The organism is Paraburkholderia sp. A3BS-1L (assembly GCF_051125215.1).
Classification (GTDB): domain Bacteria; phylum Pseudomonadota; class Gammaproteobacteria; order Burkholderiales; family Burkholderiaceae; genus Paraburkholderia.
The window spans coordinates 191,829-205,379 of the sequence record NZ_CP120444.1; the positions used below are offsets into that span (position 1 = coordinate 191,829).

The window sequence follows — 13,551 nt, forward strand, 5'->3', positions numbered from 1 at the left end:
GGCGTCAGAACCTCATTGGAACGCGGGCATCACGTCGCGGATCATGCGCTCGAGTGAAGCCTTCTTGCGCTCGAAGCTCATGCCGGTGTCGATCCAGAACGAATACTCGTCGAAGCCCAGTGCTTCGTAGGCCTTAAGACGGGCAATCACCTCTGCCGGCGTGCCGATCACGTTGTTCTTGCGCATGGCTTGCGGCGTGTAGAACGGGTGAGCAGCCATTTCTTCCCGGGTCAGCGTCTTGATCATGCCGCGGCTGACCGGCCGCTCGTTCTTGAACCACGCGCCGAAGTAGTTGTAGAACACGTTCACTTCCTCAGCGGCCACTTGCGCGTCGTCCTCGCTGCTCGCCACGTAAGTGTGGCGCAGCAGCATGATTTCCGGGCGCGGCACGTTGCTGAACTTCTCGCACGCGGCATTGAAGTGGCTCACGAGTTTTTCGACCTCTTCGTCGCCCAGGTGCAACGGCGTGACCTGGACGTTGCAGCCGTTGGACACGGCGAATTCGTGGCTGTTCGGGTCGCGCGCGGCCACCCAGATCGGCGGATGCGGTTGTTGCAGCGGCAGCGGCGACGAGGTCGTCGAGGGGAATTTCCAGAACTCGCCTTCATGTGCGTAATCGCCTTCCCAGAGCTTTTTTACTGCGGGAATGAGCTCGCGCATGCGCTGTCCGGCACCCCAGGCATCGAGCCCCGGCATCAGACGCTCATATTCGAAAGAGTATGCGCCGCGTGCGATGCCGAGTTCGAGACGTCCGCCCGTGATGATATCGGTCATCGCGGCTTCGCCGGCGAGCTTGATCGGGTGCCAGAACGGCGCGATCACTGTGCCCGTGCCCAGGCGCACGCGTGTGGTCTTGTTGGCGAGATCGACGAGGTTGATGAACGGATTCGGCGCGATCGTGAAGTCCATGCCGTGGTGCTCGCCGGTCCAGACGGCGTGCATACCACCGCGATCGGCGATCTGGCACAGCTCGACCATCTCCTCGTAGAGCTGCTTCTGGCTGGTCTGATCGGAGACGCGCTCCATGTGAACAAAAAGCGAAAAACGCATGATGTGACCTTTCAGGAAAGAAGCGGGCGGACGGTGCCGGTGCTATGGTCGCCGAAGTACAGGCCGTAGCTCTTCAATTGGCTCTCCTTGCGGTAGCGTTCGAGCATGCTGGCCAGTGCGCTGTCCTGGAACGTTTCGGTCTCGATATCGTCGAGGCTCACGAAATGGCCAGAAGCGTCACCCGCGACGGCGAGCTCGTCCGGCGCGCTGCAGAGGAACGAGATGTACTGGTAATTCGTTTCGGTATTGTTGTAGACCGAATAAATAAAGTTTGCCGATGCGTCCGGCTGGTACTGCCTGAAGATATCGGCGAGTGCCTTGTCGGCACCTTCCTTGCCGATCTCTTTCGAAGGCAGTCCCCATTTGTTGTCGGCTGTCTTGACCATGAGGACGCTGTCGTCGCGCGTGATGATGGCGCTCACGACGACCTTCGGACCGGCGATGACCTCGGCCGACAGCCGGGCCGGCGTGAAATAGCCGCCGCGGTAGTAGCCCAGCCCCGCATAACCTGCGGAATGGAACGCCTCGACCTTGCCGATCATGAGCGCGTGGTCGCCCGCGTCGATCACCGCGTGCGTCGTGCAGTCGAACCACGCGCTGACGTCGTTAATGAGCGGGTTGCGGTTGCTGCTCAGACGCCAGTCCACCTTGGCGAAGCGGTCGTCGCTGGGTCGGGCGAAGGTGTTGGACAGCTCCTTTTGCCCCTCGGCGAGAATGTTGATCGCGAAGTGGCCCGTGGTGGAAAACGTCTGGTAATTGCTCGACGTCTTCGCAATGCTCACCAGCAGCAACGCGGGGTCCAATGACACGGACGAGAACGAATTCGCGGTGAAGCCAAACGGCTGACCATCCTCGCGAGCGGTGGTGACGATCGTCACGCCGGTCATGAACGCGCCGAACGCGTCGCGCAACTCCCGGGTGTTGATCGTGGCGGCTTCGTGGCTTGTTGCCTGGCTCATATCATGCTCCCGACTTTTCCGGCTTCAGGATTTGCGCCTGCGTTCAGGGCTTGCGCCTGCGGCGCGGTCCGCAACCAGGCGCGCAGGGCGCGATTGACTTCCTCGGGCGCGGTCAGGTTCACCATGTGGCGCTCGTTTTCGATCACGACGGCCTTGCCGTCATGTGCAGCTTGCGCCATCTGCACGGCCATCTCCGGTGTCGAATTCGGGTCGTCCGATCCGGTGAGCACGAGAGCAGGGCAGGTAATCCTGTGCCAGCCGTCGGCGTACACTTCGTCGCCCTTCGCGAACGCCGTGTAGGCCGTGGCGTAGCCCGCGAGGTCGACGGACTGAAGCCAGGATTCGACCTTTTGCGCGGCGACTTGCTGCGCTTCCTCGGCATTGAACCAGCGCCGCAGCGGCGTCTCCACGTCAATGGTCCCCGAGCGCAGTTCGGCGGCGCGTTGCAGGACGGCTTCGCGAGCCTCCTCTGTGCGACGGTAGACACCGTTGAGGACTGCCACGCGTTTGACCAGATCGGGCCGGGTGACGGCAACGCCAGCGGCAATCAGCGAACCCATCGAATGGCCGGCCAGATTGACGGGGCCGGCGTGAAGCGCCTCGATGAACTCGATCGCCCACTGCACGAACTGCCGCAGGTCTGCATTCGCCTCGAGCGCGTCGCTCATGCCGTGGCCCGGCATATCGACCGAGATCACGCGGAACTCCGCCGACAGCGCTTCGATTTGCGGATACCAAGCACTCGCCTGCATGCCCACACCGTGGATCAGGACCAGCGGTTCGCCGGTGCCTTGCTCAAGCCAGTGAGCAACGCGGTTATTGGACAGCTGCAGGGTTCTTGACGTCATTTCCGAGCTCTGCGAGGTCTTTGTAGCGATCGCCAATGCGGTGATGCGGGCGGCCAGCGGTGGAGGCGCCAATGGCAATGACCAGTTCGTCGGCCGCCGGCGCGTCGGGAATCGCGAACTGAAGCGTCAGGTAGTGCGAGCGGCGGCCCTCGTCGTTCTTGTCCATCATCGGGATGAGGAGCGGCGCATTGGCCGGGCCGCGCGTGTTGTTGAAGGCGAGGTACGACTTGGCGCCAACGGCCGAGCGATAGATGTTGCCGAAGTGCAGGGTGTGGATCAGCGCGGACGCGTGCTCGATCTCACCGTCCAGACCGACGATCGCGCTCTTGCCGAACGCCTCGACGGCTTCGCCCGAACCGGCTTCGGCGATGATCAGCTTCGTCAGGTGCTCGCTCAGCTGCGGTCCGAGTGCGCGAATCTCCGGCGAGAGGTCTTCGACATAACCGCGTCCGGCCCACGGATTCTTGATCACAGCAGCCGCCCCGATCATCTTCAGCGGCTTTGCAGCGGCCTTGTCGCCATCTACATAGACGGTCTCGACATGGAGGATGGTCTTGCGTATGAGGCTCATGGCACCTTCCTTTCGTGCGTTGAATGTGAGGTGCATTTTGGTATACCATGTTACGGCATGCCATGAGTGTTAACCCTCGATGAATTCCCGACCGATAATTTTCGAAGTGAAGGTGGAAAAATGACTGCGTACTGGATTGCCCATGTAAAGGTTTTGGACCCCGCGAAATACAAGGACTACACGGACATCGCCCCACAGGCGTTCAAGAAGTTCGGCGCGGTTTTTCTCGCGCGTGGAGGCGCGTCGCAGGTGTTGGAGGGGGAGTCGTTCGAGCGCCATGTGGTGATCCAGTTTCCGGATATGCAAACGGCGCTCGCCTGCTATCACTCGCCCGAATATCAGGCGGCCAAGTCCAAGCGGGAGGGGAATTGCATTGCGCAAGTGGCGATCGTCGAGGGCCTGGAAACCTGATGGCGCCATAACGGCACCGGCATGGAAAGCTGGATGTCAGTTAGGCATAATATGGCATTCCATGCCTGTGCCTGATTTGTGTTCGAGCGCAGGCCGTCGCCTGCCTTCAGACCGCTGCCCATGCAAGACCTCAAAATCGACCGCAATACCAAGACCCTGCGTGAACTGACGCTCGACAAACTGCGCACCGCGATCGTCCAGGGGTATTTCCGGCCGGGCGCGCGGCTCGTCGAGCGCACGCTGTGCGACGAGCTCGGCGTGAGTCGCACGGTGGTGCGCGAGGTGCTGCGGCATCTGGAGACCGAAGGGCTGGTCGAGATCGTTGCGCGACAAGGGCCAGTCGTGGCGAGGCTCGATCCCGCGCAAGTGGGTGAGATCTACGAGCTGCGCGGCCTCCTCGAAGCCAATGCTGCACGCGCGTGCGCCGAGGACGCTCCCCCCGAAGTCGTGCAGCAACTGCGCGAGATCCGCGCGATTATCGAAGCGGCGTTCGAAAAGAGAGAGCTGCCGCGTGTGCTCGAGTACACGGAGCGCTTCTACGAAACCCTGTTCGAAGCCGCTGGAAAGCATGTGTCGCTGACGGTGGTGAAGACGCTCAACGCGCGCATCAACCGGTTGCGCGCGTTGACCATCGCCACGCCGGGGCGCGGCGGCGACTCGAACCGCGAGATGAACCTGCTGCTCGACGCCATCGAACGGCGTGACGGCGACGCGGCTTCCGCGGCGTCGTTCGCGCATATCAAGCGGACTTCCGAGTTGGCGTTGTCGGTGCTTGCCCAGCAGAACGAGGCACAGGGCGATAGCTGACGCGTTCGCAGCTCACCCTCAAGCGATTCGCGGTTGGACACCCAAGGCCGCCGGCACTTAAATGCCGGCGGCCTTTTGTTTGCCCGCAGTTTTGTCTGCGGCTTTGTCTGCGGATTCCCGCAGACAAAGCGCCACCGTGCATTGGCCACCTGAACGCCGAAAGCGCGTCGAAACCGTGCCAGGCCGACCTGCCTGCCGCATCATGGTATTCCATAATACGCAAAGCACTTGCGTGGACCATAAGATGGTATACCATAATCTCATAAAGCAATGCAGCGACCACGGAGAGCGCCATGGCTGAGCTAATCACCGGACACACCACGCAAGAGGCATTCGAGGCATTCGACACCGTCGAATTTCGCCGCGCGCTCGGCGCGTTCCTCACAGGCGTGACCGTGGTCACGACGATCCAGCCCGACGGCTCGCCGCGCGGCTTCACGGCGAACTCGTTCACCTCGGTGTCCCTCGATCCGCCGCTGATTCTCGTGTGCATCGCGAAGACGGCGTCGAGCTATGCGGTGTTCTCCGAGACGCGCCACTTCGCCGTTAGCGTGCTCGCCGAAGACCAGAAGCCCGTCTCCGGCATCTTCGCCTCGAAGGCCGCCGACAAATTCGCGCAAGTGCCCTGGAGCACGCGCAAGACCGGCGCTCCCGTTATGGACGGCGCGTCGGCGAGCTTCGACTGCCTGACGCATGAGGTCGTGGACGCGGGCGATCACATCATCCTGATTGGACGCGTGGCCGACTTCGTTCATACGAGTGCATCGCCGCTCGGCTATTGCCGCGGCGCGTACGTGAATTTCAGTCTTTCTCAGGATGCGCTGGCCGCCACCGGCACGCGCGCGCAGGTGGGCGCGATCCTGGAGCATCGCGATGGACTCGTGCTCGTGGACACCGCGCAGGGCGTTCGCTTGCCGACCGGCATCAAGCTCGAACCGGCCAGCGACCCCGCGAGCCTGCGTGGCGTACTCGCGAAGCTCGGTCTGCAGGCGCACCTCGACTTCCTCTTCGCCGTGTTCGAAGGGAACGGCGAGCCCGAGTGCGGGGTGCATATCTATTACCGGGGCCGCGTGATTCACAACGGTTCGCCCTGGTTCGACAGCAGCATCCGCATCGTGCCGCTCTCGCAGATTCCGTGGGACGAAATCTGCGACGACGCCGTTCGCTCGATGCTCGAACGCTACGTGCGCGAACGCAGGCAGGACGCTTTCGGCATCTATGTCGGGGATACGGAAGCGGGGACCGTGCAGCCGCTCGCCCTGACACACTGAATACAACCATTTCCCCCTGGAGAGAGACATGAGCAGCAGAGACATTCCGTGTTTTGCAGCGTCGCGTTTGGCGCTTGTTGCACCGTTGGCAGTACTTTGCGCGACCACGCTCGCGCCAGCACCGGCACGGGCCGCGGATCCGATCGTGTTCACGAGTTGGGGCGGCACAACGCAATCGTCGCAACAGAAGGACTGGGCGCAGCCGTTCACGCAGGCGAGCGGCATCAACGTGCTGATGGACGGCCCGACCGACTACGGCAAGCTCAAGGCGATGGTGGACAGCGGCAACGTGAGCTGGGACGTGGTCGATGTGGAAGGCGACTTTGCCTATGCCGCGCAAAAGGACGGCCTGATCGAGCCGATCGATTACGCCGTGGTGAAGAAGACCGACCTGGACCCGCGCTTCACGACGCCCAACGCGGTGGGCAGCTTCTATTACTCGTTCGTGCTCGGCTACAACAAGGCGAAGTACACGGGCGCGCAGCCGCAGACCTGGGCCGACCTCTTCGACACGAAGCGTTTTCCTGGCAAGCGCACGTTCTATAAGTGGTCGGCGCCGGGCGTGCTGGAGATCGCGCTGCTCGCTGATGGCGTGCCGGCTAACAAGCTCTATCCGCTCGACCTCGATCGCGCGTTCAAGAAGCTCGACACGATCAAGAGCGACATTGTCTGGTGGAGCGGCGGTGCGCAGTCGCAGCAGTTGCTGGCCTCGGGTGAGGCGCCCATCGGCATGTTCTGGAATGGCCGCTTGCATGCGCTCGCACAAACCGGCGTGCCGGTGGGCATTTCGTGGAACCAGAACCTGACCGCTGCCGACATGCTCGTGATTCCCAAGGGGGCCAAGCATCGCGACGCAGCGATGAAGTATCTCGCCGCAGCGACGAGTGCGCAGGCCCAGGCGAAATTCGCGACCGACACGGGCTATGCGCCGATCAACGTGAAGTCGGCCGGGCTCATGCCGCCCGCCATCGCGAAGACGCTGCCCGACCAGTACAAGGCCTCGCAGATCAACCTCGACATGAAGTACTGGGCCGAGAACCGCGACGCGATTGCGAAGCGCTGGTACGCGTGGCAATCGAAGTAAGCAAGCCCGCAAAGCGCACAGGAGACACCATGCCCAACGTAATGAGTACCGTCGCGCACCCGCCCGTGACGGCCGCGCGCAAGCGGCGCGACTGGCGCAGCATCCGGCTGCTGACGCCGGCCATGCTGCTCCTCGTGATCTTCTTTCTACTGCCGGTGCTTTCGCTGCTGCTGCGCAGCGTGCTCGAGCCCACGCCGGGTCTGCATAACTACCAGCAACTGCTCGGTTCGACGACGTATCTGCGCGTATTCGGCAATACGTTCCTCGTGGCGACGGTCGTGACGCTCGTCACGCTGCTGGTGGGCTTTCCCATGGCGTGGCTGCTCGCCATCGCCCCGCGCAAGCTCAGCTCGGTGCTGTTCGCGATCCTGCTGCTCTCGATGTGGACCAACCTGCTCGCACGGACTTTTGCGTGGATGGTGCTGCTGCAGGAAACGGGGCCGATTAACCGCGCGTTGATGGCGCTCGGTGTGATTCATGAGCCGCTCTCGCTCGTGAACAATCTCACCGGCGTGACGATCGGCATGACGTACATCATGCTGCCGTTCCTCGTGATGCCGCTGCACGCGACGCTGCGTGGCATCGATCCTTCGACGCTGCGCGCCGCAGCGGTCTGTGGCGCGAGCCGCTGGCAGGCGTTCTGGCGCATCCTCGTGCCGCTCGCCATGCCCGGCGTGGCCTCGGGCGCGCTGATGGTGTTCGTGATGGCGCTGGGCTACTTCGTCACGCCGGCGCTGCTGGGCGGCCCATCTTACATGATGCTCGCCGAGCTCATCGCGCAGCTGGTGCAGGAACTGCTGAACTGGGGCCTTGCAGGTGCCGCGGCGTTCGTGCTGCTGGCCGTGACGCTCGCGCTCTATGCGTTGCAGCTGCGCTTCACGGGCAGTGCGCGTGCGACTACGGGAGGCCGTTGACATGTTGCTCGATTTCGATCGCCTTGGCGCGCTGCGCTGGGTGCTGGTGGCCGTGGGCGCAGCCGTCGCGCTCTTTCTCCTGCTGCCGATCTTCTTTATCGTCGCGCTCTCGTTCGGCGATTCGCAGTGGCTGATTTTTCCGCCGCCGGGGTGGACGCTCGAGTGGTACCGGCAGCTTTTCACGGACCCGGGCTGGATAGACTCGCTGCTCACGAGCGCGAAGCTCGCGGTGATCGTCACCGTGCTTTCCGTCGCGATTGGCTTTCTCGCCTCGCTTGCGCTCGTGCGCGGCAAGTTTCGCGGCCGCGAGGCGGTGCGGGGCTTCTTCCTCACGCCGATGGTGCTGCCCGTCGTCGTGCTCGCCGTCGCGCTCTATGCGTTTTTCCTGCGCATCGGCCTGAACGGCACGATGGCCGGGTTCGTGATCGGTCATCTGATCATTGCATTGCCGTTCTCGATCATTTCGATCAGCAACTCACTCGTGAGCTTCGACACGGCACTCGAGGATGCAGCGCTCATCTGTGGCGCGTCGCCGCTCACGGTGAAGCTGCGCGTCACGCTTCCCGCAATCCGGCTGGGACTCTTTGCCGCCGCGATATTCGCGTTCCTCGCGTCGTGGGATGAAGTCGTGGTGTCGATCTTCATGTCGAGCCCGACACTGCAAACGCTGCCTGTGCGTATCTGGTCGACGCTGCGGCAGGACCTGACGCCCGTCGTGGCGGCGGCGTCTTCGCTGCTCGTCGGATTGACAACCGTATTGATGCTGGCGGGTGCGGTGCTGCGCCGCGCGCGTGCTAACTGAGGTAAACAAGCCATGACTGCATTCCTGCAAATCCAGCGTCTGCGCAAGACTTACGACGACGTCGTCGCCATCGACCAGGTTTCGCTCGATGTGCGCAAAGGCGAATTCATGACTTTCCTCGGGCCATCGGGCTCGGGCAAGAGCACGACGCTCTATATCGTCGCGGGCTTTCAGGAGCCGACCGAAGGGCGCGTGTTGCTCGACGGCAAACCGCTGCTTTCGGTGGCGCCGAACAAGCGCAACATCGGCATGGTATTTCAGCGCTATACGCTGTTTCCGCATCTCACGGTGGGCGAGAACGTTGCATTCCCGCTGCGCGTGCGTGCTCGCCCCGACGCCGAAATCAAGGCGAAAGTGGAAAAGATGCTCAAGCTGGTGCATCTGTCCGAGTGCCGAGACCGCATGCCGGCACAGCTCTCGGGCGGGCAGCAGCAGCGTGTCGCCATTGCGCGCGCGCTGGCCTACGATCCGCCCGTGCTGTTGATGGACGAGCCGCTTTCCGCACTCGACAAGAAGCTGCGCGAGGAAATCCAGCTCGAATTGCGCCGCATTCATCAGGAGACCGGCGTGACGATCCTCTATGTCACGCACGATCAGGAGGAGGCGCTGCGTCTTTCCGATCGTATCGCTGTGTTCAACAAGGGTCGCATCGAGCAGGTCGGAACCGGTGAGGAGCTCTATGCGAACCCGGCCTCGCGCTTTGTCGCGAGCTTTATTGGCAATTCGAATTTCCTGCCGGTGAAGGTAACGAAGAACAGCGATGGCCGCATGAACGGCGTGTTCCCCAACGGCCTTGAAATGGCTTCGGATGTCCTCCATCCGACACTCGCCGTCGGCGACGAAGGCGCGCTGATGATTCGCCCGGAGCAGATGCGCATCAGCTCGCTGCAAAGCGCAAACAGCATACGCGGCGCAGAGGGCTTGCCCGTGACCGTGCGCGACGTCACGTATCTTGGCGACGCCATGCACTACGCGGTGGCGACGCCCTGGCAGCAGGAGATTTCGATTCGCATGCCGGCGGCGCATCGCCTCGACAGCGGCATTGCGATCGGCACGGAGGCACTAGTCGACTGGGACGCACGCGACGTGCGTGTCTTCGCCCAGGCTTGACGGCGACCGCCATGAGCAAAGCACTGTCTTCGCTGAAGGTCCAGCGCCCCACGGTCACCCTGCGGGAACTCGCGCTTGAGAAAATGCGCACGGCCATCCTGGAGGCGCATTTCCAGCCGGGCGAGCGTCTGGTCGAGCGCTCGCTATGCGAGATCCTGGGTGTGAGCCGCACGGTCGTGCGCGAGGTCTTGCGGCATCTGGAAACGGAAGGATTGGTCGCTTCGTTGCCGAACCATGGGCCGATCGTTGCCGTGCTCGACTTCGAGACGGCGGCCGAGATCTACGAAATACGCGCGTTGCTGGAGGGCGAGGCCGCCATGGCCTGCGCCCAACACGTCGACGCGCCTGTCGTCGTGGAACTGGCGGCCTGTATCGACCAGATCCAGCACGCTTTCGAAGCACAGGATCATCAGGCGGTGAAGGCGCTCACCACGGCCTTCTATGAGCGCATGTTCATCGCCGGGAAAAAGCACGTGGCGTGGGAGATCGTGCAATCGTTGACCGCACGCATCAACCGCTTGCGCGCGCTGACGATTGCATCCGATGACCGTGGGCACCAGGCCGTCGACGAGATGCGCCAGATTCTCGCGGCCATCGAGACGGGAAACGGAGCCGGCGCACGCGAGGCAGCCATCGCGCACGTCGACAGGGTGGCCGAAATCGCGCGCAAGCTGCTGGCCCAGGGGCACGAGAACGCTTCCTGGCGTCAGGCAGGGTAACGCGCCGCGCATCTCGATACGTAAGGGCTGTGAGTTGTATCGATCTGAATGCTTCTGCGATCCTGTTAATTAGCTATGCGAATTAGAAAATACATCAACCAAAAACTGGAGAAGAAAAGCGTGAAACGCAGTGACTTCAAGAGAAATCTGGCTTACGCGCTGTTGGGGAGTTCATTCATTGTGGCGAACGCCCACGCCCAATCCTCGGTCACCCTTTACGGCGTGATCGACGAAGGCATCGACTATGTCAGCAACAGCGGCGGTCATTCGCTGTGGCGGATGCGCGATGGCACGTACGATGGGGTCTATGGCAGCCGCTGGGGCTTGAAAGGTACGGAAGACCTTGGCGGAGGACTGAGCGCGTTGTTCAAACTCGAATCGGGCTTCAGCACGGAAAATGGACAGAGCCGCCAGGGCGGGCTGCTGTTCGGCCGCCAGGCCTACGTGGGCCTTTCCGATACGCGTTGGGGCACCGTCACGCTGGGCCGCCAGTACGACTCGGTGGTGGACTATCTGCAACCGGTCACCGCGCCGGGGCAACTCGGCGGTCCGCTCGTACACGCGGGCGACATCGACAACACGGACAATTCGTTCCGCGTGAACAACGCGATCAAGTACGCGAGCCCCAAGATCGGCGGGCTGACCTTCGGCGGCCTGTACTCGTTCACCAATACCAATGCACCGGGCCGCGGCACGACGGGGCTCTGGAGCCTCGGCGCAAGTTACTCGTTCGGCCCGCTTAGCATTGCTGGTGCATATCTGTACGCAAAGAACCCGGCCCTGCTGCTGACCGACGGGAACTACGTGAGCAATACGACCGGCACCGCGATCGGCGCGAACGGCCCGTTCAGCTACGTCGGTAATCCCCAGAACGAGCAGGTTTTCGGCGTGGGGGCCAACTACGCGCTCGGCTCCGCCACGCTCGGCCTCGACTATACGAACACGAAGTTCAATGACGCGAACGGTACGAACGGCACGGTGATCTTCACCAATTACGAGGCATGGGGCCGCTACAACCTGACGCCGTCGTGGTACGTCGGTGCGCAATATGTCTATACGCACGGCCAAATCGGCTACAGCCAGGCGATTCCCATCTATCACCAGGTGGGGCTCACGACGTCGTACTCGCTGTCCAAACGCACGGCGCTCTATGCGATGGGCGTCTGGCAGAAGGCGGCCGGTGCGGCAACGAACGCCGACATCTTCGACGGCGCCGTGGGGTCCGCGTCGTCGAACAATCACCAGCTCGCGCTGCGAGTGGGCATGTACCACCAGTTCTGATAGAGCGGCGACCCTGCACCTCGGGTGCAACGTCGCGTCGACTTTCGTTTGAAGCTTTACGGTCCGGCTTCTGTTCGGGCCGATAGATGCATTTTCATCCCCTCAAGGAACAATCGTGGAATTGAAAACCCTGTTGAAGGACGCGGCGCTCTTGCGCGATCAGGCTTATATCGATGGACAATGGTGCCAGGCCGACTCGGGTGCGAGCTTCGACGTGCTCGACCCGGCAACGGGCGCAATGCTTGGCAGCGTTCCGTTGATGGGAGAGGCCGAAACGTCGCGAGCGATTGCTGCCGGGAGTGCCGCGTGGCCCGCGTGGCGTGCCCGCACGGCGAAGGAGCGTGCGCAGGTCCTGCGCCGCTGGTACGAACTCGTGATCGAAAACGCCGACGACCTCGCACTGATCCTCACAGCCGAACAGGGCAAGCCGCTTGCCGAGGCAAAAGGCGAAATCGTCTATGGTGCCTCGTTCATCGAATGGTTCGCCGAAGAGGGCAAGCGCGTGGCTGGCGACACGCTCGCTACACCTGCGTCGGACAAGCGCCTCGTGGTGATCAAGGAGCCCGTGGGCGTGTGCGCCGCAATCACGCCCTGGAATTTCCCTAACGCTATGATCACCCGCAAGGTGGGGCCGGCGCTCGCAGCAGGCTGTCCCATCGTCGTGAAGCCTGCCGAAGCCACGCCGTTCTCGGCGCTCGCGCTTGCAGTGCTCGCGGAGCGCGCCGGCGTGCCCAAAGGCGTGCTCAACATCGTCACCGGCGACGCGAAGGCGATTGGCCACGCCATGACCAGCAGCCCCGTTGTGCGCAAACTGTCGTTCACCGGTTCGACGGGCGTGGGCCGGCTGCTGATGGCGCAAAGCGCGCCCACGGTGAAGAAGGTGACGCTCGAACTCGGCGGCAATGCGCCCTTCATCGTGTTCGACGATGCCGATCTCGACGCCGCGGTGGAGGGCGCAATCGCTTCGAAGTACCGCAATAACGGACAGACGTGCGTCTGCACCAATCGCTTCTACGTGCATGAGCGGGTTTATGACGCGTTCGCCGCCAAGCTGGCCACGGCCGTAAAGGGCCTGAAGGTGGGACATGGAACGGAATCCGGCGTGACGCTGGGGCCGCTCATCAACGAGGCGGCCGTCGGGAAGGTCGAGGCGCATATCGCCGACGCACTCGACAAAGGCGCGACGCTCGTCACCGGGGGGAAGCGGCACGCGCTCGGCAACGGTTTCTTTGAGCCCACGGTTCTCACGAATCTGACCGCGCAAATGGACGTGGCGAGAGAAGAGACGTTCGGACCGCTGGCGCCGCTGTTCCGCTTCACGAGCGACGAAGAGGTGGTGAAGCTCGCCAACGACACGGAGTTCGGACTCGCCGCTTACTTCTACAGCCGCGATATCGGGCGCGTCTGGCGCGTGGCCGAGCAGCTTGAATACGGCATGGTGGGCATCAATACGGGCCTCATTTCGAACGAGGTCGCGCCTTTCGGTGGCGTGAAGCAGTCGGGTCTGGGCCGCGAAGGTTCGCACTACGGCATTGATGATTATCTGGTCATCAAATACCTGTGCATGGCGGTTTGATCGTCGGTATGTTTGACTCAAAGGGGGCACGCCGCCGTGAATACATGGTCGTCAAAAGACGCTGAACGCACGGCCGATCGCATCGAAAGGGCGATTGGAAACGGGACTGGGACCGACAATGTCGTGATACGGGGTCGTTTGACGATGC

The 13,551-nt window shown here is 62.6% G+C and carries 14 protein-coding genes; 10 read left to right on the forward strand and 4 right to left on the reverse strand.

The genetic code is table 11. The features are described from left to right. Nucleotides 1–12: 12 nt before the first annotated feature. The 4 genes from P5W99_RS26020 to P5W99_RS26035 are packed head-to-tail and all read right to left on the reverse strand — an operon-like array spanning nt 13 to nt 3,428. Nucleotides 13–1,050 carry an LLM class flavin-dependent oxidoreductase gene (locus P5W99_RS26020; RefSeq protein ID WP_434665005.1) on the reverse strand — a complete coding sequence of 346 codons (1,038 nt, stop codon included), beginning with the start codon at nt 1,048–1,050 and terminating at the stop codon, nt 13–15. A gap of 11 nt (nt 1,051–1,061) precedes the next feature. Further along, nucleotides 1,062–2,009 (reverse strand): flavin reductase, encoded by a 948-nt coding sequence (locus P5W99_RS26025; RefSeq protein ID WP_434665008.1) that lies wholly within the window; start codon nt 2,007–2,009, stop codon nt 1,062–1,064. Further along, complete coding sequence (locus P5W99_RS26030) at nt 2,006–2,857, reverse strand: alpha/beta fold hydrolase (protein WP_434665011.1); 852 nt, start codon at nt 2,855–2,857, stop codon at nt 2,006–2,008. The genes P5W99_RS26025 and P5W99_RS26030 overlap by 4 nt, the downstream gene beginning before the upstream one ends. Beyond that, nucleotides 2,826–3,428, reverse strand: a complete 603-nt coding sequence (locus tag P5W99_RS26035) for an amino acid synthesis family protein (protein ID WP_434665014.1) — start codon at nt 3,426–3,428, stop codon at nt 2,826–2,828. Before P5W99_RS26035 ends, P5W99_RS26030 begins: the two co-directional genes overlap by 32 nt. 120 nt (nt 3,429–3,548) lie before the next feature. On the opposite strand from P5W99_RS26035, the gene P5W99_RS26040 reads away from it, so the two are divergent. The 10 genes from P5W99_RS26040 to P5W99_RS26085 all read left to right on the forward strand — a co-directional run bounded on the left by P5W99_RS26040 (nt 3,549) and on the right by P5W99_RS26085 (nt 13,403). Next, on the forward strand, nt 3,549–3,839 hold the full coding sequence (locus P5W99_RS26040; RefSeq protein WP_434665016.1) for a DUF1330 domain-containing protein: 291 nt from the start codon (nt 3,549–3,551) through the stop codon (nt 3,837–3,839). A gap of 120 nt (nt 3,840–3,959) precedes the next feature. Continuing rightward, nucleotides 3,960–4,646 (forward strand): GntR family transcriptional regulator, encoded by a 687-nt coding sequence (locus P5W99_RS26045; RefSeq protein ID WP_434665019.1) that lies wholly within the window; start codon nt 3,960–3,962, stop codon nt 4,644–4,646. A 293-nt stretch (nt 4,647–4,939) separates the two neighbouring features. Beyond that, complete coding sequence (locus tag P5W99_RS26050; RefSeq protein ID WP_434665022.1) at nt 4,940–5,917, forward strand: flavin reductase; 978 nt, start codon at nt 4,940–4,942, stop codon at nt 5,915–5,917. Nucleotides 5,918–5,945: 28 nt separating this feature from the next. Then, the gene (locus P5W99_RS26055; RefSeq protein ID WP_434665025.1) at nt 5,946–7,001 is read left to right on the forward strand and encodes an ABC transporter substrate-binding protein; all 1,056 of its coding nucleotides are present in this window, start codon (nt 5,946–5,948) and stop codon (nt 6,999–7,001) included. 29 nt (nt 7,002–7,030) lie between these two features. Further along, on the forward strand, nt 7,031–7,915 hold the full coding sequence (locus P5W99_RS26060) for an ABC transporter permease (RefSeq protein WP_434665028.1): 885 nt from the start codon (nt 7,031–7,033) through the stop codon (nt 7,913–7,915). 1 nt (nt 7,916) lies between these two features. Then, complete coding sequence (locus P5W99_RS26065; protein WP_434665031.1) at nt 7,917–8,717, forward strand: ABC transporter permease; 801 nt, start codon at nt 7,917–7,919, stop codon at nt 8,715–8,717. 12 nt (nt 8,718–8,729) lie between these two features. Next, entirely contained in the window at nt 8,730–9,827 is a 1,098-nt protein-coding gene (locus P5W99_RS26070) for an ABC transporter ATP-binding protein (RefSeq protein WP_434665034.1), read from the forward strand. Nucleotides 9,828–9,838: 11 nt separating this feature from the next. Beyond that, nucleotides 9,839–10,546: a GntR family transcriptional regulator gene (locus P5W99_RS26075; protein ID WP_434665037.1), complete on the forward strand. Its 708-nt coding sequence runs from the start codon at nt 9,839–9,841 to the stop codon at nt 10,544–10,546. 147 nt (nt 10,547–10,693) lie between these two features. Further along, nucleotides 10,694–11,827 (forward strand): porin, encoded by a 1,134-nt coding sequence (locus P5W99_RS26080; protein WP_434665421.1) that lies wholly within the window; start codon nt 10,694–10,696, stop codon nt 11,825–11,827. 115 nt (nt 11,828–11,942) lie between these two features. Continuing rightward, on the forward strand, nt 11,943–13,403 hold the full coding sequence (locus P5W99_RS26085) for an NAD-dependent succinate-semialdehyde dehydrogenase (protein WP_434665039.1): 1,461 nt from the start codon (nt 11,943–11,945) through the stop codon (nt 13,401–13,403). The last annotated feature ends 148 nt before the right edge of the window (nt 13,404–13,551 follow it).

What these genes read in the sequence shown, in the direction of transcription:
- P5W99_RS26025 (WP_434665008.1), bottom strand. Translation starts at nt 2,009, where the DNA reads ATGAGCCAGGCAACAAGCCACGAAGCCGCCACGATCAACACCCGGGAG.
- P5W99_RS26070 (WP_434665034.1), top strand. Translation starts at nt 8,730, where the DNA reads ATGACTGCATTCCTGCAAATCCAGCGTCTGCGCAAGACTTACGACGAC.
- P5W99_RS26030 (WP_434665011.1), bottom strand. Translation starts at nt 2,857, where the DNA reads ATGACGTCAAGAACCCTGCAGCTGTCCAATAACCGCGTTGCTCACTGG.
- P5W99_RS26075 (WP_434665037.1), top strand. Translation starts at nt 9,839, where the DNA reads ATGAGCAAAGCACTGTCTTCGCTGAAGGTCCAGCGCCCCACGGTCACC.
- P5W99_RS26065 (WP_434665031.1), top strand. Translation starts at nt 7,917, where the DNA reads ATGTTGCTCGATTTCGATCGCCTTGGCGCGCTGCGCTGGGTGCTGGTG.
- P5W99_RS26055 (WP_434665025.1), top strand. Translation starts at nt 5,946, where the DNA reads ATGAGCAGCAGAGACATTCCGTGTTTTGCAGCGTCGCGTTTGGCGCTT.
- P5W99_RS26060 (WP_434665028.1), top strand. Translation starts at nt 7,031, where the DNA reads ATGCCCAACGTAATGAGTACCGTCGCGCACCCGCCCGTGACGGCCGCG.
- P5W99_RS26020 (WP_434665005.1), bottom strand. Translation starts at nt 1,050, where the DNA reads ATGCGTTTTTCGCTTTTTGTTCACATGGAGCGCGTCTCCGATCAGACC.
- P5W99_RS26040 (WP_434665016.1), top strand. Translation starts at nt 3,549, where the DNA reads ATGACTGCGTACTGGATTGCCCATGTAAAGGTTTTGGACCCCGCGAAA.
- P5W99_RS26035 (WP_434665014.1), bottom strand. Translation starts at nt 3,428, where the DNA reads ATGAGCCTCATACGCAAGACCATCCTCCATGTCGAGACCGTCTATGTA.
- P5W99_RS26045 (WP_434665019.1), top strand. Translation starts at nt 3,960, where the DNA reads ATGCAAGACCTCAAAATCGACCGCAATACCAAGACCCTGCGTGAACTG.
- P5W99_RS26050 (WP_434665022.1), top strand. Translation starts at nt 4,940, where the DNA reads ATGGCTGAGCTAATCACCGGACACACCACGCAAGAGGCATTCGAGGCA.